The 13,361-nt window shown below is 63.3% G+C and carries 14 protein-coding genes and 1 pseudogene; 12 read left to right on the forward strand and 3 right to left on the reverse strand.

Annotated features, from left to right (window positions below):
• A pseudogene (locus tag VK804_RS18200) lies at nucleotides 1-141 on the forward strand (IS481 family transposase); the annotation flags it as partial.
• A 173-nt stretch (nucleotides 142-314) separates the two neighbouring features.
• A complete protein-coding gene (locus VK804_RS18205; protein ID WP_325372761.1) occupies nucleotides 315-623 on the forward strand; it encodes a hypothetical protein in 309 nt (102 codons plus the stop codon).
• A gap of 237 nt (nucleotides 624-860) precedes the next feature.
• On the opposite strand, the gene VK804_RS18210 is transcribed toward VK804_RS18205, so the two are convergent.
• Both VK804_RS18210 and VK804_RS18215 read right to left on the reverse strand, forming a co-directional pair.
• Nucleotides 861-1,127 (reverse strand): DUF3551 domain-containing protein, encoded by a 267-nt coding sequence (locus VK804_RS18210; protein WP_325372763.1) that lies wholly within the window; start codon nucleotides 1,125-1,127, stop codon nucleotides 861-863.
• Nucleotides 1,127-1,387: a DUF3551 domain-containing protein gene (locus tag VK804_RS18215; protein WP_325372765.1), complete on the reverse strand. Its 261-nt coding sequence runs from the start codon at nucleotides 1,385-1,387 to the stop codon at nucleotides 1,127-1,129. The genes VK804_RS18210 and VK804_RS18215 overlap by 1 nt, the downstream gene beginning before the upstream one ends.
• 706 nt (nucleotides 1,388-2,093) lie before the next feature.
• Here VK804_RS18215 and dnaE point away from each other — a divergent pair.
• The 5 genes from dnaE (at nucleotide 2,094) to VK804_RS18240 (ending at nucleotide 9,030) form a co-directional block, all read left to right on the forward strand.
• Nucleotides 2,094-5,621 (forward strand): DNA polymerase III subunit alpha, encoded by a 3,528-nt coding sequence (dnaE, locus tag VK804_RS18220; RefSeq protein ID WP_325372767.1) that lies wholly within the window; start codon nucleotides 2,094-2,096, stop codon nucleotides 5,619-5,621.
• A 24-nt stretch (nucleotides 5,622-5,645) separates the two neighbouring features.
• The gene (locus VK804_RS18225) at nucleotides 5,646-6,383 is read left to right on the forward strand and encodes a carbonic anhydrase (RefSeq protein ID WP_325372769.1); all 738 of its coding nucleotides are present in this window, start codon (nucleotides 5,646-5,648) and stop codon (nucleotides 6,381-6,383) included.
• Nucleotides 6,384-6,549: 166 nt separating this feature from the next.
• A complete protein-coding gene (locus tag VK804_RS18230) occupies nucleotides 6,550-7,830 on the forward strand; it encodes a serine protease (protein WP_325372787.1) in 1,281 nt (426 codons plus the stop codon).
• On the forward strand, nucleotides 7,827-8,789 hold the full coding sequence (locus tag VK804_RS18235; protein WP_325372771.1) for an FHA domain-containing protein: 963 nt from the start codon (nucleotides 7,827-7,829) through the stop codon (nucleotides 8,787-8,789). Before VK804_RS18230 ends, VK804_RS18235 begins: the two co-directional genes overlap by 4 nt.
• A gap of 37 nt (nucleotides 8,790-8,826) precedes the next feature.
• Nucleotides 8,827-9,030 carry a type II toxin-antitoxin system VapB family antitoxin gene (locus VK804_RS18240; RefSeq protein ID WP_325372773.1) on the forward strand — a complete coding sequence of 68 codons (204 nt, stop codon included), beginning with the start codon at nucleotides 8,827-8,829 and terminating at the stop codon, nucleotides 9,028-9,030.
• A 32-nt stretch (nucleotides 9,031-9,062) separates the two neighbouring features.
• Here the strand turns inward: VK804_RS18240 and VK804_RS18245 are convergent, their stop codons facing one another.
• Entirely contained in the window at nucleotides 9,063-9,338 is a 276-nt protein-coding gene (locus VK804_RS18245; RefSeq protein WP_325372775.1) for a type II toxin-antitoxin system Phd/YefM family antitoxin, read from the reverse strand.
• Nucleotides 9,339-9,683: 345 nt separating this feature from the next.
• Between VK804_RS18245 and VK804_RS18250 the strand changes: the two genes are divergently transcribed.
• The 5 genes from VK804_RS18250 to VK804_RS18270 all read left to right on the forward strand — a co-directional run.
• A complete protein-coding gene (locus VK804_RS18250; RefSeq protein WP_325372777.1) occupies nucleotides 9,684-10,682 on the forward strand; it encodes a 30S ribosomal protein S2 in 999 nt (332 codons plus the stop codon).
• Between the two features lie 124 nt (nucleotides 10,683-10,806).
• Complete coding sequence (gene tsf, locus VK804_RS18255; RefSeq protein WP_325372779.1) at nucleotides 10,807-11,766, forward strand: translation elongation factor Ts; 960 nt, start codon at nucleotides 10,807-10,809, stop codon at nucleotides 11,764-11,766.
• A gap of 38 nt (nucleotides 11,767-11,804) precedes the next feature.
• Nucleotides 11,805-12,521, forward strand: a complete 717-nt coding sequence (pyrH, locus tag VK804_RS18260) for a UMP kinase (protein ID WP_325372781.1) — start codon at nucleotides 11,805-11,807, stop codon at nucleotides 12,519-12,521.
• A 70-nt stretch (nucleotides 12,522-12,591) separates the two neighbouring features.
• Nucleotides 12,592-13,155: a ribosome recycling factor gene (frr, locus tag VK804_RS18265; RefSeq protein WP_325372783.1), complete on the forward strand. Its 564-nt coding sequence runs from the start codon at nucleotides 12,592-12,594 to the stop codon at nucleotides 13,153-13,155.
• 19 nt (nucleotides 13,156-13,174) lie between these two features.
• Nucleotides 13,175-13,361: undecaprenyl diphosphate synthase family protein (locus VK804_RS18270; RefSeq protein WP_325372785.1), on the forward strand; the 187-nt coding region annotated here is incomplete at its 3' end.

Raw genomic sequence — 13,361 nt, forward strand, 5'->3', positions numbered from 1 at the left:
ACGTCAGATCGGCGCGCAGAAGAATTGCCGATCTGGCTACATCAATACAACTGGCATCGGCCCCACGGTGGGATAAGATCTCAAACGCCCATCAGCAGACTCGGTCTAACCGAGGACAACCTCCTGAGGCTCCACATCTAGCGGCTGGCCGGCTTACGACAGTCTTGCTGCCATTCCCTTCATTGAAAGGTCCATTCGGAAATGATCGGCGTTGCCGCGCCGGGCGCTCTTGCATCTTGTATTGCATCATACAATCTTAAGGTGTATATTTATTGAGTTGTTATTTGAAGTAATTTGAAACCAGGAGAATAGTCATGGCCAAAACCACGCAGATTCACGTCACCGCTACCGACAATGAAATCTACATTATCGCATCGACTCCCGCCGGCAGTTCCGAGCTCTGTCACCTCAAGTCCGGATATTTCAATCCGGTGAACTATTCCTTCACCCCAAGCTCGATTCTGGCTCCGGGGACCTACGACCTGACCGTCGTTGGAATCAACTGGGGCGGTCCGGGGGCTTGCATCGTCACCCTCACGGGTGGCCCCGCCCTGCCTCCCTTCCCCTCCGGCCCGGCTCCGGTTGGTGTCTTCTACAAAGAGACGGTGTCGATCACCGTCTGAGCGGAACGAGGGAGTGGGAGCGGATTGAACGGAAGTTGCCGCCAGCAGCATGCTTGGCCGGACTTCGACGCTAAATGGGCGCACCAGATTGCAATGATCCGGTGCGCCGAGCCGAAACGGTCGCGCACGCTCCCCAAATGTTCAAGGACCAGTCGAGGCAACCATCAACCTTGGCGGCAATAAAGCGCGCGAGGCGCGTGTCGCTGGTGGACGGTCAGGTCGTCGAATTGAATTGAGCTAATACGCGTGGCGATGACGCCGATGGGGCCGTCCCATAGGCTCCTGATACGCGTTCGCGAAGTACGGATTGACCACGCACTGGGCCCCGCGCCCCGATGCCGAGGCGGCGCATTGAGCCAGCGACGAATAACGGCATTCAAAATAGTTGGCCGGTCCAAAGACGCGCAGGCACACCGGGAAATTCGGACTATAGGTCTGCGCCCGGGCCGGGGCGGCAGCCGAGGCCATGGCGATCGCCAGAATGACCAATACCGGAACGCGCATCACAGCTTCCTTTTCGACATCCGAGCCGGCGTGGCCCGCATTGACGCGTTGGCATTGTAGTAGGGATTAGGAGCACAGGTAGCGGTCAGGCCGGATGCCGTCGCCTCGCATTGCTGGTAGCTGCTAAAACTGCAATCGCCAAGCCCGGAGCCGAAAGTGCAGCCGCTGATGCAGAACGGGTAGTCCCGCGCCGCGGCAGGATGCACGCCGATCATCATGGTTGCGCAGCCCAAGGCCAGTGCCCAAATCGTCGTTCGCATCGTGTCCCTCGTCCCAGTTCGATTGACCTCGACAGACGCATTCTATCATCAGAAGACCGCAGCGCTTTGGTCGCGTCAAATCACGTTCGCGCGTTTGTGTTGCGGCGATTCCGCGCGATTGGCGAGAGGAATAAATCGGTTTGCGCGGTGTCGGCGTGGCGGTGGCGCGGAGCGATTCGCCATAGCTGAAATAGGTGTGCTCAATGCAGGTGGGCTGTCGATCCGAGCCGCTCACGATTGAACAGTGGAAGATGATGAGAGCAGCATCGATCGCAGCGCACACTGTGATCGCGTATGGGACCGGCCGGGCGCATGCTTCCAACCCTGGGCCGGCCAGGAATTAACCACGGCGGGTTTTCCCGATATCGCCGTCATCAACGCCCCCTTGACACCTAGGAACAAAATAGGAACAATGTTCTTCTTATGTTCCATGGCGAGGAGGCGGGTCATGTTGAAGATTTTCGTGGAAGAAGCAGCCGCATTGGCATCGATTTCGCTGTTTATCGGGATGGTCGCGGTCTGGGCGCAGCTGATCCCCCAGTTCTGAGGCGTTCGGGGAGATCGCGGACACCTTGGGGAAAAGCCGGACGGCGGGCTGGAATGGCGCCTTCCGCGTGGACACATGCCGGCCGAGGCTTCACCATTGAGGGGCGAGTCGGCCCCTCAAGGGCGACCTGCGTGCCCTCCAGCCGCGATCATCGACGCCATGAACCCCAGACCTTCGGCAGCCGCGTTCAATGGCGGATTTATCCATCTGCACGTCCATTCGGCCTATTCGCTGCTGAAGGGCTCGATCAAGATCGCGCAGCTCGGCGAATTGGCAAAAGCCGACCGCCAGCCGGCGCTGGCGCTGACCGACACCGACAACATGTTCGGGGCGCTGGAATTCTCCGACAAGATGGCCTCTTACGGCATCCAGCCGATCATCGGCTGCGAGCTCGCGGTCGATTTCGGCGACCAGGACCCCAATGCGCGCAATGCGCTGGCCGCGGCGCCATCGCGGATCGTGCTGCTGGCCTCGCGCGAGCGCGGCTATCGCAGCCTGATGCGGCTGAATTCCCGCGCGTTCCTGGAGACGCCGGTGCATCAATCTCCGCACATCAAATTCGAATGGCTGGAAGGCGACGCCGAGGATTTGATTGCGCTGACCGGCGGCCCCGACGGCCCGATCTCGCTCGCGCTTGCCGGCGATCAGGCGGCGCTGGCGGCGGCCCGCTGCGACCGGCTGGCAAGCCGGTTCGGCGACCGCCTCTACATCGAATTGCAGCGCCACGGCATCGAGAAGGAGCGCCGTGTCGAGGCAGCCCTGATCGATCTCGCTTACACCAAGGGCCTGCCGCTGGTTGCGACCAACGAGCCTTATTTTGCCACAGCTGACGATTACGAAGCCCATGACGCGCTGCTGTGTATCGCCGGCGGCCGGCTGATCGCCGAGACCGACCGCGAGCAGCTGACGCCGGATCACCGCTTCAAGACCCGCGCCGAAATGGCCGTGCTGTTCGCGGACGTGCCGGAGGCCCTGGCTTCCACCGTCGAGATCGCCGAGCGCTGTTCGTTCCGGCCCGTCACCCGCAAGCCGATCCTGCCGCGTTTCACGGTCGGCGCCGGGACCAATGCTGCCGACGCGGCCAGCGACGAGACGGCCGAATTGCGCCGTCAGGCCGAAGAGGGTCTCAGTAACCGCATCAGGGTTCACGGCCTGTCGCAGGGCACCTCCGAGGAGGACTATCGCGCCCGCCTTGCATTCGAGCTCGATGTCATCACCCGCATGAATTATGCGGGCTATTTCCTGATCGTCGCCGACTTCATCAAATGGGCGAAGGCCGAGGGCATTCCGGTCGGCCCCGGCCGCGGCTCCGGCGCGGGCTCGCTGGTCGCCTACGCGCTGACCATCACCGATCTCGATCCGATCCAATTTGGCCTGCTGTTCGAGCGCTTCCTCAATCCGGAGCGCGTCTCGATGCCGGACTTCGACATCGACTTCTGCCAGGACGGCCGCGACCAGGTGATCCGCTATGTGCAGGCGCGCTACGGCCGCGACCAGGTCGCCCAGATCATCACCTTCGGTACCTTGCAGGCGCGCGGCGTGTTGCGCGACGTCGGCCGCGTGCTGCAGATGCCCTATGGCCAGGTCGACAAATTGACAAAACTGGTGCCGCAGAATCCCGCTGCCCCCGTGACGCTTGCGGCTGCGATCGCCAGCGAACCGAAACTGCAGGCGTTCCGCGACGAGGATCCGGTGGTCGCCCGCGCCTTTGATATTGCGCAGCGTCTGGAGGGGCTTACCCGTCACGCTTCAACCCACGCCGCAGGTATCGTGATCGGCGACCGGCCCTTGAGCGAGTTGGTACCGCTCTATCGCGATCCCAAGTCGGACATGCCGGTCACCCAATTCAACATGAAATGGGTCGAGCCGGCGGGCCTCGTCAAATTCGACTTCCTCGGCCTGAAGACACTGACCGTGCTCGATCTCGCGGCCAAACTGTTGAAGCGGCGCGGCGTCGAACTCGATCTGGCGCGGCTGCCGCTCGACGATGCGCCGAGTTACGCGATGCTGGCCAAGGGCGATGTGGTTGGCGTGTTCCAGGTGGAAAGCCAGGGCATGCGGCGCGCGCTGGTCGACATGCGGCCCGACCGCTTCGAGGACATCATCGCGCTGGTGGCGCTGTATCGGCCGGGCCCGATGGCGAACATCCCGACCTATTGCGCGCGCAAGCATGGCGACGAGGAGCCGGAATATCTGCATCCGATGCTGGAGCCGATCCTGAAAGAAACCTTCGGCGTCATCATCTACCAGGAACAGGTGATGCAGATCGCGCAGGTGATGGCCGGCTATTCGCTCGGCGAAGCTGACCTGTTGCGCCGCGCGATGGGCAAGAAGATCCGGAAAGAGATGGAGCAGCAGCGCGAGCGCTTCGTCTCCGGCGCGGTCGCACGCGGCATCGCGCGCGGGCAGGCCGACACCATTTTCGAGCTGCTGGCCAAATTCGCCGACTACGGCTTCAACAAGAGCCATGCGGCGGCCTACGCGCTGTTGTCCTACCAGACCGCCTACATGAAGGCGCATTACCCGGTCGAATTCCTCGCGGCGTCGATGACGCTCGACCTCAACAATACCGACAAGCTCTCGGAGTTTCGCGCCGAGGCGCAGCGGGTCGGCATCAAGGTCGAGGCGCCCTCGGTCAACCGTTCCGGCGCCACCTTCGAGGTTGCCGACGGCACCATCTATTACGCGCTCGCCGCGTTGAAGGGGGTGGGCGCGCAGGCGGTCGAACTGATCGTGGAAGCGCGCAAAGTCGGCGCGTTCACCTCGCTTGCCGATTTCGCCGGCCGCGTCAATCCGCGGGCCATCAACAAGCGGGTGATCGAGAGTCTGGCGGCCGCCGGCGCCTTCGATACGCTGGATTCCAACCGCGCCCGGGTGTTTGCCGGCGCGGAAACGATTCTGGCGGCCTGCCAGCGCAGCCACGAAGCCGCGAGCATCGGGCAGAACGACATGTTCGGCGGCGCCGCCGACGCGCCGACCATCATGCTGCCGCAGGTCGAGCCGTGGCTGCCGGCCGAACGGCTGCGGCGCGAATACGACGCGATCGGCTTCTTCCTGTCCGGCCATCCGCTCGACGATTATGCCGCCGTGCTGAAACGCCTGCGGGTGCAGTCTTGGGCGGAATTTTCCCGCGCGGTCAAAACCGGGGCCACCGCCGGCAAGGTCGCGGCCACCGTGGTGTCGCGGATGGAACGGCGCACCAAGACCGGCAACAAGATGGGCATCATGGGGCTGTCAGACCCGACCGGGCATTTCGAGGCCGTGCTGTTTTCGGAAGGACTCGCGCAATATCGCGACGTGCTGGAACCCGGCGCCGCCGTGCTGCTGCAGCTCGGCGCCGAATTGCAGGGCGAAGACGTTCGCGCCCGCGTGCTGCATGCCGAGCCGCTCGATGATGCCGCCGCCAAGACGCAAAGGGGCCTGCGGATTTTTGTGCGCGATACCAGGCCGCTCGAATCCATCGCCAAGCGGCTGCAGATGCCGGAAGCCGGGCAGGGCGCCCGTGCATCCCAGCCAAAACCGGCTGGCGCTTCGGCTGGTGGCACCGACGGCGACGTTTCGCTGGTCATGCTGCTCGACCTCGAAACCGAGGTTGAAATGAAGCTGCCGGGCCGCTTCAAGGTCTCGCCGCAGATCGCGGGCGCGATCAAGGCGGTTTCCGGCGTGGTGGACGTGCAGACGCTTTAACCCCGTCATTGGAGGGCAGATACCATGTGTGAAATGTGCCGCCAAAATTCTCATCGTTCGCTGGGGCCATCACGGCGCTCCATCCTTTTATTCGGGGCCTCGTCGGTCGGGGTTCTGCTGGCCGGTGCGGCTGATGCCAAGGAAAAGAAAAAGAAGCCACCCAAGCCGCAGAACGTGTTGGCGCCGGATGCAGCGCTCGAGCGTTTGCGACAGGGAAATTCCCGCTATGTCGAGGGCGTGTCACTGCGTCACGATTTCAAGCATGAGCGGGAGGCGTTGGCAGGAGGCCAGAATCCCTACGCCGCGATCCTGAGCTGCGCCGATTCGCGCATCGCGCCCGAATACGCCTTCGACAGCGGCCGCGGCGATCTCTTCGTCTGCCGTGTCGCCGGAAATTTCGCCAACACCGACACGGTCGCGAGTCTGGAATATGCCGTCGCGGTGCTCGGTGTGCCGCTGATTTTAGTGCTTGGGCACGACAGCTGCGGCGCGATCGATGCAACGATAAAATCGCTGAAGGACGACAAGCCGCTGCCGGGACACATGCCCTCGCTGGTCGATGCCATCGCACCATCGGTCAAGGCGGTATCGGGGCAGGCTGGGGACGTGCTGGGCAACGCGATCAGGCAGAACGTGATCGACAACGTCGCCAAATTGAACTCTGCAACCCCGATTCTGAATGCGGCGGTCGAGGCGCGCGAACTCAGGGTGGTCGGCGGGATCTATCGGCTGAAGGATGGCAAGGTCGATATGGTCGCCTGAGGATCGGGCGGACAACCTGCGGCAAAATAGCCTTCGGCTGGACGGCAATCTGGAAATGTGAGACTTCGAACCGGGGCTGACCTCGCCGGTCACGCCTCTTGCGCGCGTTGAGCTGGAGGATTCCTTGACCGTTTCGGCTGCCAGAATCGCAGGCGCGCTCGGATTGTTGGTCGCGATCGCTGCGATCGATGGCGCCGCGCGGGCGGCGCCCGACGTGCCCTCGGCCGCGGAGGGCATCTACGCCTCGGCGCCGCCGCGACTGCTGCAGATTCGCACCCTGGTCGCCGACGCCGGACGGCAGACCTCGATCGGCTCGGGATTTCTGGTTTCCGCCGATGGGCTCGCGATCACCAATTATCACGTGGTGTCGCAGGTGGCGCTGGAGCCGAAGACCTATCGGCTCGAATATGCGGCGGCCGACGGCAGCCATGGCGAAGTCACCCTGTTGGGGGTGGACCTGCCCAACGATCTCGCGATCGTCCGCCTCGACAAGCATGATGCGCCATTCTTCGCCTTCGACAAGGCGGCCATGGACGGCTCCATTCCCAAGGGTGAACGCCTGTATTCCATGGGCAATCCGCTCGACCTCGGCTTCACCATCATCGAAGGCACCTATAACGGCCTGGCGGCGCATAGCTACAATGACCGCATCCATTTCACCGGGGCGCTCAACCCCGGCATGAGCGGTGGCCCGACCGTCACCGCCGACGGCCTGGTCGTCGGCATCAACGTTGCCACGCGCCGCGGCGGCCAGCTCATCAGCTTCCTGGTGCCGGCGCGTTTTGCCGCCGATCTGCTGCAGCGGGTGCGCGAGCACGAGGTGGGGCAAGACCTGCACGCCGAGATCGCCCGGCAGCTCGCCGCCTGGCGCTCCGGACTCTACAAGTCGTTTGGCGACGACGGTTTCCGCGCGGCCGCGATGGGGCCGTATCAGGCGCCCGAGACGGTCTCGCCGTGGTTCGATTGCTGGGCGCAAACGAATGCCAGCGCGACGCCAAAACCGCGCGCCAGCGTCAATACGACCACCTGCTCGAGCGATACCAGCCTGTTCGTCGCCGCCGACCTGAACACCGGCACCATTCAGGTCAACCATTCCTACGTCAAATCGATCGACCTCAATCAATTCCAGTTCGCGACCCTGTTGACGCAACTGAGCCAGCCGCGGCTGGTCGGCGGCGGCCCGTTCCGCAAATGGTACACGCCGGAACGCTGCAACGAGGATTTCGTCAGCACCGCGCTCGCGGCAGACCATCCGCCGCTGCGGGTGATCTGGTGCGCGCAGGCCTATCGGGAATTCGAGGGGCTTTATGATGTCGCCCTGATCGCCGTCACCCAGGATCACGGCAGCGAGGCGCTGGTGTCGCGAATGAGCCTGCAGGCCGTCGGCTATGACGACGCGATCGCGCTCGGCAAGCGCTTTCTCGAGGCGGTGAAGGCAGGCAAATGATCTGGATCGAGATCCTGTCGCGCCATCGCGACATCGCCGCCCGTTTTCGCATCCCCGGTCCGGAAGCCCGCATCGGCCGCGGCTACGACAACGACGTCATCCTCGATGATCCCTACGTCGCCGCCCAGCACCTGCGCGTGTTTCGCGACGAGACCGGGCAACTGGTCGCCGAAGATCTCGGCAGCGCCAACGGCATGTTCCTCGATGGCGACAAGAGCCGGCTTGCGCGTGTCGTCATCGACGGCAAGCAACCGATCCGCATCGGCCAAACCTTCTTGCGCGTCCGCGAGACCGGCCATGCGGTCGAGCGCGAGCGTGTCGCAACGCCGGAGCGGCCGATGGTGCCGATCCTGCTGGCTCTCGTGCTCGGCCTGACGATCGTGATAGTGGAAGAACTCGACGTATGGCTCGGCCAGACCGCAGAACCCCGGATTTCCCTGTATCTGACACCGCTGTTGGGGGTCGGCCTCATCGTGCTGGTATGGGTGGGCGGATGGGCGCTATTGTGTCGCATCCTGTCCGGTCGCTCGCACTTCCTGCGCAATCTCCTGATCGCGCTGGCGGGCGTTCTGGCGTTCTCGCTCTACAACGAATTCGGGCGGTTCGCGGGCTTCGCCTGGACCTGGCCTTTGGCCGCAAGCTACGAATATGTCGCGCTGTGGTCGATCCTCGCAGGCGTCTGCTTCTTCCATCTGCGCCAAGTCGGGCAGAGGCGGCTGGTGCTCAAGGGTGTCGTCGTGGCGACACTGCTCGCGACCGCGATCGCGGTGCAGACGCTGCAGCGATCGGAGGCATTTTCCGACTCCGGCCGCCAATTCACCGCGCGCCGGCTGCTGCCGCCCGAGTTCCGCCTGGTCCCGTTGCGCGACGAGAACGCCTTCTTTGGTGAAATCGAAAACCTCAAGGCGAAACTCGACGCCGATCGCCGCCAGGCCAGGCCGGACGAGGCTGGGCGGTAGAGTGTGTTAGGATTGTTTCGTACACGTAGGGTCGACCGTGCGCACAACCATCGAAATCGACGATACGCTGATGGCGGAAGCGCAAAAGGCTTCCGGACACGCAACCAAGAAGCAGACCGTAGAAGCGGCGCTTTGTTTGATGATCAGGTTGCGGCGGCAGCAGGAAGTTGGCGTTGCCTTCGGCAAATACCGCTGGCGCGGTGGCCTTGCCCGGTACCGGAAGGGGCGCGCGGCCGGCTGATCGCTGTCGACAGCAGCGTTCCGCGCGGGCCGCTAATCCGTTTCGACGTCTTCCAGGCGGACCCCGCGCTTTGCTTCCAGGCTGTCGCGGGCTTGCTCGATCCGATGCAAAAATCGCGGATCATTTTCGAGTCGATAATCGAACCAATCGTCCTCCGATTCGAATCCGATCAGGAGTCCGGCCGGCTTGCCGTGACGCGTGATGACGATCTCCTGCGTCTCGGCCTCACGAAGATATCGGGACAGGTCGTCCTTGATCTCCGATAGCGGAACTTCCTTCATGCCGGCTTTGCGAATTGTGCGAGTCATGCGTCGGCCTCCAGTTTAGCGACGATCGCCAAAACCTCGACGGTCGCGTCAGCTACCTCGTAGAATACCCGGACCTCGCCGACACGAAGCCGATATTGTGGCTTACGGAGGCTGCGCAGGCGTTTGTTGCGGTTTCGGCTTGCCTTTTTCGGCTCGTGGCCCCCGGATTGGCGGGCTTTCCCCCTCGCGAGGAATAGCCCAATTTCCTTGCTTCTCGCCAAAATACCGCTATATAGCGGCCCATCTCACACGGAAACATGGCTCAAAAGGCCGTCCGGTGGCAGCCGGGCCATAAGGCTCGTCTGCTCACACGTTTCCGGAGGAACCAACCGGAGAACATATACGATGTCGGTACCCGATTTCTCTATGCGTCAGCTATTGGAAGCTGGCGTGCACTTTGGCCATCAATCGCACCGCTGGAATCCGAAAATGGCGGATTACATTTTCGGTGCCCGCAACAACATTCACATCATCGACCTCGCCCAGACCGTGCCGCTGTTGCACCGCGCGCTGCAGGCGGTCTCGGATACGGTTGCCAAGGGCGGCCGGATCCTGTTCGTCGGCACCAAGCGGCAGGCGCAGGACGGGGTCGCCGAGGCAGCCAAGCGCTCGGCGCAGTATTTCGTCAATTCCCGCTGGCTCGGCGGCACGCTGACCAACTGGAAGACGATCTCCGGTTCGATCAAGCGGCTGCGGCACCTCGACGAAGTGCTCAATTCCGGCGATGCCAACGCCTACACCAAGAAGGAGCGGCTGACCTTGCAGCGCGAGCGCGACAAGCTCGACCGTTCGCTCGGCGGCATCAAGGAAATGGGCGGCCTGCCGGACATGATCTTCGTGATCGACACCAACAAGGAAGACATCGCGATCCAGGAGGCGCAGCGCCTGAACATTCCGGTCGCCGCCATCGTCGACACCAATTCCGATCCCAAGGGCATCACCTATGTGATTCCCGGCAACGACGACGCCGGCCGCGCGATCTCGCTGTATTGCGATCTGGTCGCGCGTGCCGTCATCGACGGCATCTCGCGGGCGCAAGGCGATTCCGGTATCGATGTCGGCGCCTCCGCCCACCCGATGCGGGAGGAAGTTCCGGCCGCGCCGCAGGCCTCGGGCTTCCAGGGCCTGGCCGGGCCGCGCGGCGCGCCCGACGATCTCAAGAAGCTCACCGGCGTGTCGGGTGCGATCGAGAAGAAGTTCAACGATCTCGGCATCTTCCACTATTGGCAGCTGGCCGAGCTCGATCACGATACCGCCCATCAGATCGGCGAAGAAGTCGGCCTGCCGTCGCGGGCCGATGGCTGGGTGGCCCAGGCCAAGGCGATGACCGCGGAAGCCGAATAACGAAAAAGCGCTGGCCGGATTTTCTTCGGCCACGCCTTCTCAATCTCCGTCATTCCTGATGTTCGACGGCGGCGAGGCGCTTCAGCCGCGCCGCCGTCGCCCTGACAGGCAAAGGATTGCAACGATGACGACTATCACAGCAGCGATGGTCAAGGACCTGCGCGAGACCACCGGCGCCGGCATGATGGATTGCAAGCAGGCGCTCACCGAGAACAGCGGCGAGATGCAGGCGGCGATCGACTGGCTGCGCAAGAAGGGACTTTCGAAGGCCGCGAAAAAGGCCGGCCGCGTCGCGGCGGAAGGTCTGATCGGCGCCGTCACGTCGGGTCGCAAGGGCGTCGTCGTCGAAGTCAATTCTGAGACCGATTTCGTGGCGCGCAATGGGCAGTTCCAGGGTCTCGTGAAGATGATCGCGCAAGTCGCGCTCGATGTCGGCGCCGATCTGGAGAAGATCCTGGCCGCCAAGGTGGGTGCCGTGACGGTCGCGACCGCGATTGCGGACGCGATTGCGACCATCGGCGAGAACATGACGCTGCGTCGCGCGGCCTTGCTCGAAGTGAGCAAGGGCATCGTATCGAGCTACGTGCATAACGCCGTGATCGAGGGTGCCGGCAAGATGGGCGTCATCGTGGCGCTGGAATCCACTGGGAAAACCGACGAACTTGCAGTCCTCGGCAAGCAGCTGGCGATGCATGTCGCGGCCGCCAATCCGCAGGCGCTTGATCCGTCAGGGCTCGATCCCGCGGTGGTGAAGCGCGAAAAGGACGTGCTGGCCGACAAATACCGCCAGCAGGGCAAACCGGAGAATGTGATCGAGAAGATCGTCGAGTCGGGCCTGAAGACCTTCTACAAGGAGGTCTGCCTGCTGGAGCAGGCTTCGGTGCACGGGGAGCACAACGGCAAGGCGATCTCGCAGGTGCTCAAGGAAGCCGAGGGCAAGATCGGCGCGCCTGTGAAGATTACCGGATTTGTGCGCTATGCTCTCGGCGAGGGAATCGACCGGCAGGAAACCGATTTCGCGGCCGAAGTCGCAGCCGCCAGCGGCCAGAAGAAGCCGCCGGGAGATGCTGCAACGACATCCTGAGCCGGAAGCGGCCCGCGCGGGAAGGAAAGCGTTTAGCCATGGCTGAGCCGGTCTATCGTCGCGTGGTGATAAAACTCTCCGGCGAATATTTCGCCGGCGCGCACTCCACCGGATTCGATCAGCCGACGATCGATCGCCTGGCCGGCGATCTGATCGCTGCCCAACAGATCGGGGTCGAAATCGCCGTGGTCGTCGGCGGCGGCAATCTGATTCGGGGCGTCGAAGTTTCCTCGCGCGGCGTCTCGCGGACGACCGGCGACACCATGGGCATGCTCGCCACCGTGATGAACTGCCTGGCACTGGAGGCGGCGATCGAACGGCGGGGCGCGCCGGCGCGGGCGCTTTCGGCCTTCGTGATGCCGCAGGTCTGCGAATTGTACACCCGGGGTGCAACGCACAAATATCTCGCCGAGGGCCGCATCGTGCTGCTCGGCGGTGGAACCGGCAATCCCTTCTTCACCACCGACACCACGGCGGTATTGCGGGCGGCCGAAATCGGCGCGCAAGCGGTGCTCAAGGCCACCAATGTCGACGGCATCTACAGCGCCGACCCCAAAAAGGACGCCTCCGCCAAGCGGTTCGACCGGCTGACCCATTCACAGGCGATTGAAGGCGGCTACAAGGTGATGGACGCGACCGCTTTCGCGCTTGCCCGCGAGACGTCGCTGCCTATCATCGTGTTTTCGATCGCCGAGCCAGGTTCGATTGGTGCGATCTTGCGCGGCACCGGCCAAGGCACCGTCGTCGCCGGTTGACGAGCCTTAAAGCGCGGAACGCGCGAAAGGCTGGCAGCCTCGACGAAAAGTTTTCAGGAGGAAGAGCGTCATGCCCACGGGTAGTTTCGACATCAACGAATTGAAGCGCCGCATGCAGGGTGCCACGCAGTCTCTCAAGCACGAACTGGGCGGCTTGCGAACCGGCCGCGCCGCGGCTTCGATGCTGGAACCGGTGCAGGTCGATGCGTACGGTACGCATATGCCACTCAACCAGGTCGCGACGATCAGCGTGCCCGAACCACGCCTGCTTTCGGTGCAGGTGTGGGACAAGTCGATGGTCAAGGCCGTCGAGAAGGCGATCGTCGATTCCAATCTCGGCCTAAGCCCCGCCACGGAAGGGCAGGTACTGCGCCTGAGGATTCCCGAACTCAACGAAGAACGCCGCAAGGAGCTCGTAAAGGTCGCGCATAAATACGCCGAGGCGGCCAAGGTAGCGGTCCGGCATGTCCGCCGTGATGGCCTCGATACGGTCAAGAAGCTTGAGAAAAATCACGAGATTTCCGAGGACGATCAGGAACGCCTGGCCAATGATGTGCAGAAGGCGACGGATGGGACGATTTCGGAGATCGATCAGTTGCTTGCGGCCAAGGAAAAGGAAATCCTCACCGTTTAGCGCGTCTAAGGATTGACCTATGTCGAACGCCGCCGCCCCCGCAACCGAAGGACCGGATCGAACCGATGGTCCGTTGCATGTGGCGATCATCATGGACGGAAACGGGCGCTGGGCAGCGGCCCGGGGTCTGCCGCGCGCGGAAGGCCATCGCCGCGGCGTCGAGGCCTTGCGCCGCGTCGTTCGCGCCGCCAACGAACTCGGCATCC

Source organism: Bradyrhizobium sp., assembly GCF_035484855.1.
Classification (GTDB): domain Bacteria; phylum Pseudomonadota; class Alphaproteobacteria; order Rhizobiales; family Xanthobacteraceae; genus Bradyrhizobium.

Excerpts from the sequence above, each read along its gene's own strand:
- pyrH (WP_325372781.1), top strand. The coding sequence starts at position 11,805 with ATGGCTGAGCCGGTCTATCGTCGCGTGGTGATAAAACTCTCCGGCGAA.
- dnaE (WP_325372767.1), top strand. The coding sequence starts at position 2,094 with ATGAACCCCAGACCTTCGGCAGCCGCGTTCAATGGCGGATTTATCCAT.
- VK804_RS18205 (WP_325372761.1), top strand. The coding sequence starts at position 315 with ATGGCCAAAACCACGCAGATTCACGTCACCGCTACCGACAATGAAATC.
- tsf (WP_325372779.1), top strand. The coding sequence starts at position 10,807 with ATGACGACTATCACAGCAGCGATGGTCAAGGACCTGCGCGAGACCACC.
- VK804_RS18250 (WP_325372777.1), top strand. The coding sequence starts at position 9,684 with ATGTCGGTACCCGATTTCTCTATGCGTCAGCTATTGGAAGCTGGCGTG.
- frr (WP_325372783.1), top strand. The coding sequence starts at position 12,592 with ATGCCCACGGGTAGTTTCGACATCAACGAATTGAAGCGCCGCATGCAG.
- VK804_RS18215 (WP_325372765.1), bottom strand. The coding sequence starts at position 1,387 with ATGCGAACGACGATTTGGGCACTGGCCTTGGGCTGCGCAACCATGATG.
- VK804_RS18210 (WP_325372763.1), bottom strand. The coding sequence starts at position 1,127 with ATGCGCGTTCCGGTATTGGTCATTCTGGCGATCGCCATGGCCTCGGCT.
- VK804_RS18235 (WP_325372771.1), top strand. The coding sequence starts at position 7,827 with ATGATCTGGATCGAGATCCTGTCGCGCCATCGCGACATCGCCGCCCGT.
- VK804_RS18225 (WP_325372769.1), top strand. The coding sequence starts at position 5,646 with ATGTGTGAAATGTGCCGCCAAAATTCTCATCGTTCGCTGGGGCCATCA.
- VK804_RS18245 (WP_325372775.1), bottom strand. The coding sequence starts at position 9,338 with ATGACTCGCACAATTCGCAAAGCCGGCATGAAGGAAGTTCCGCTATCG.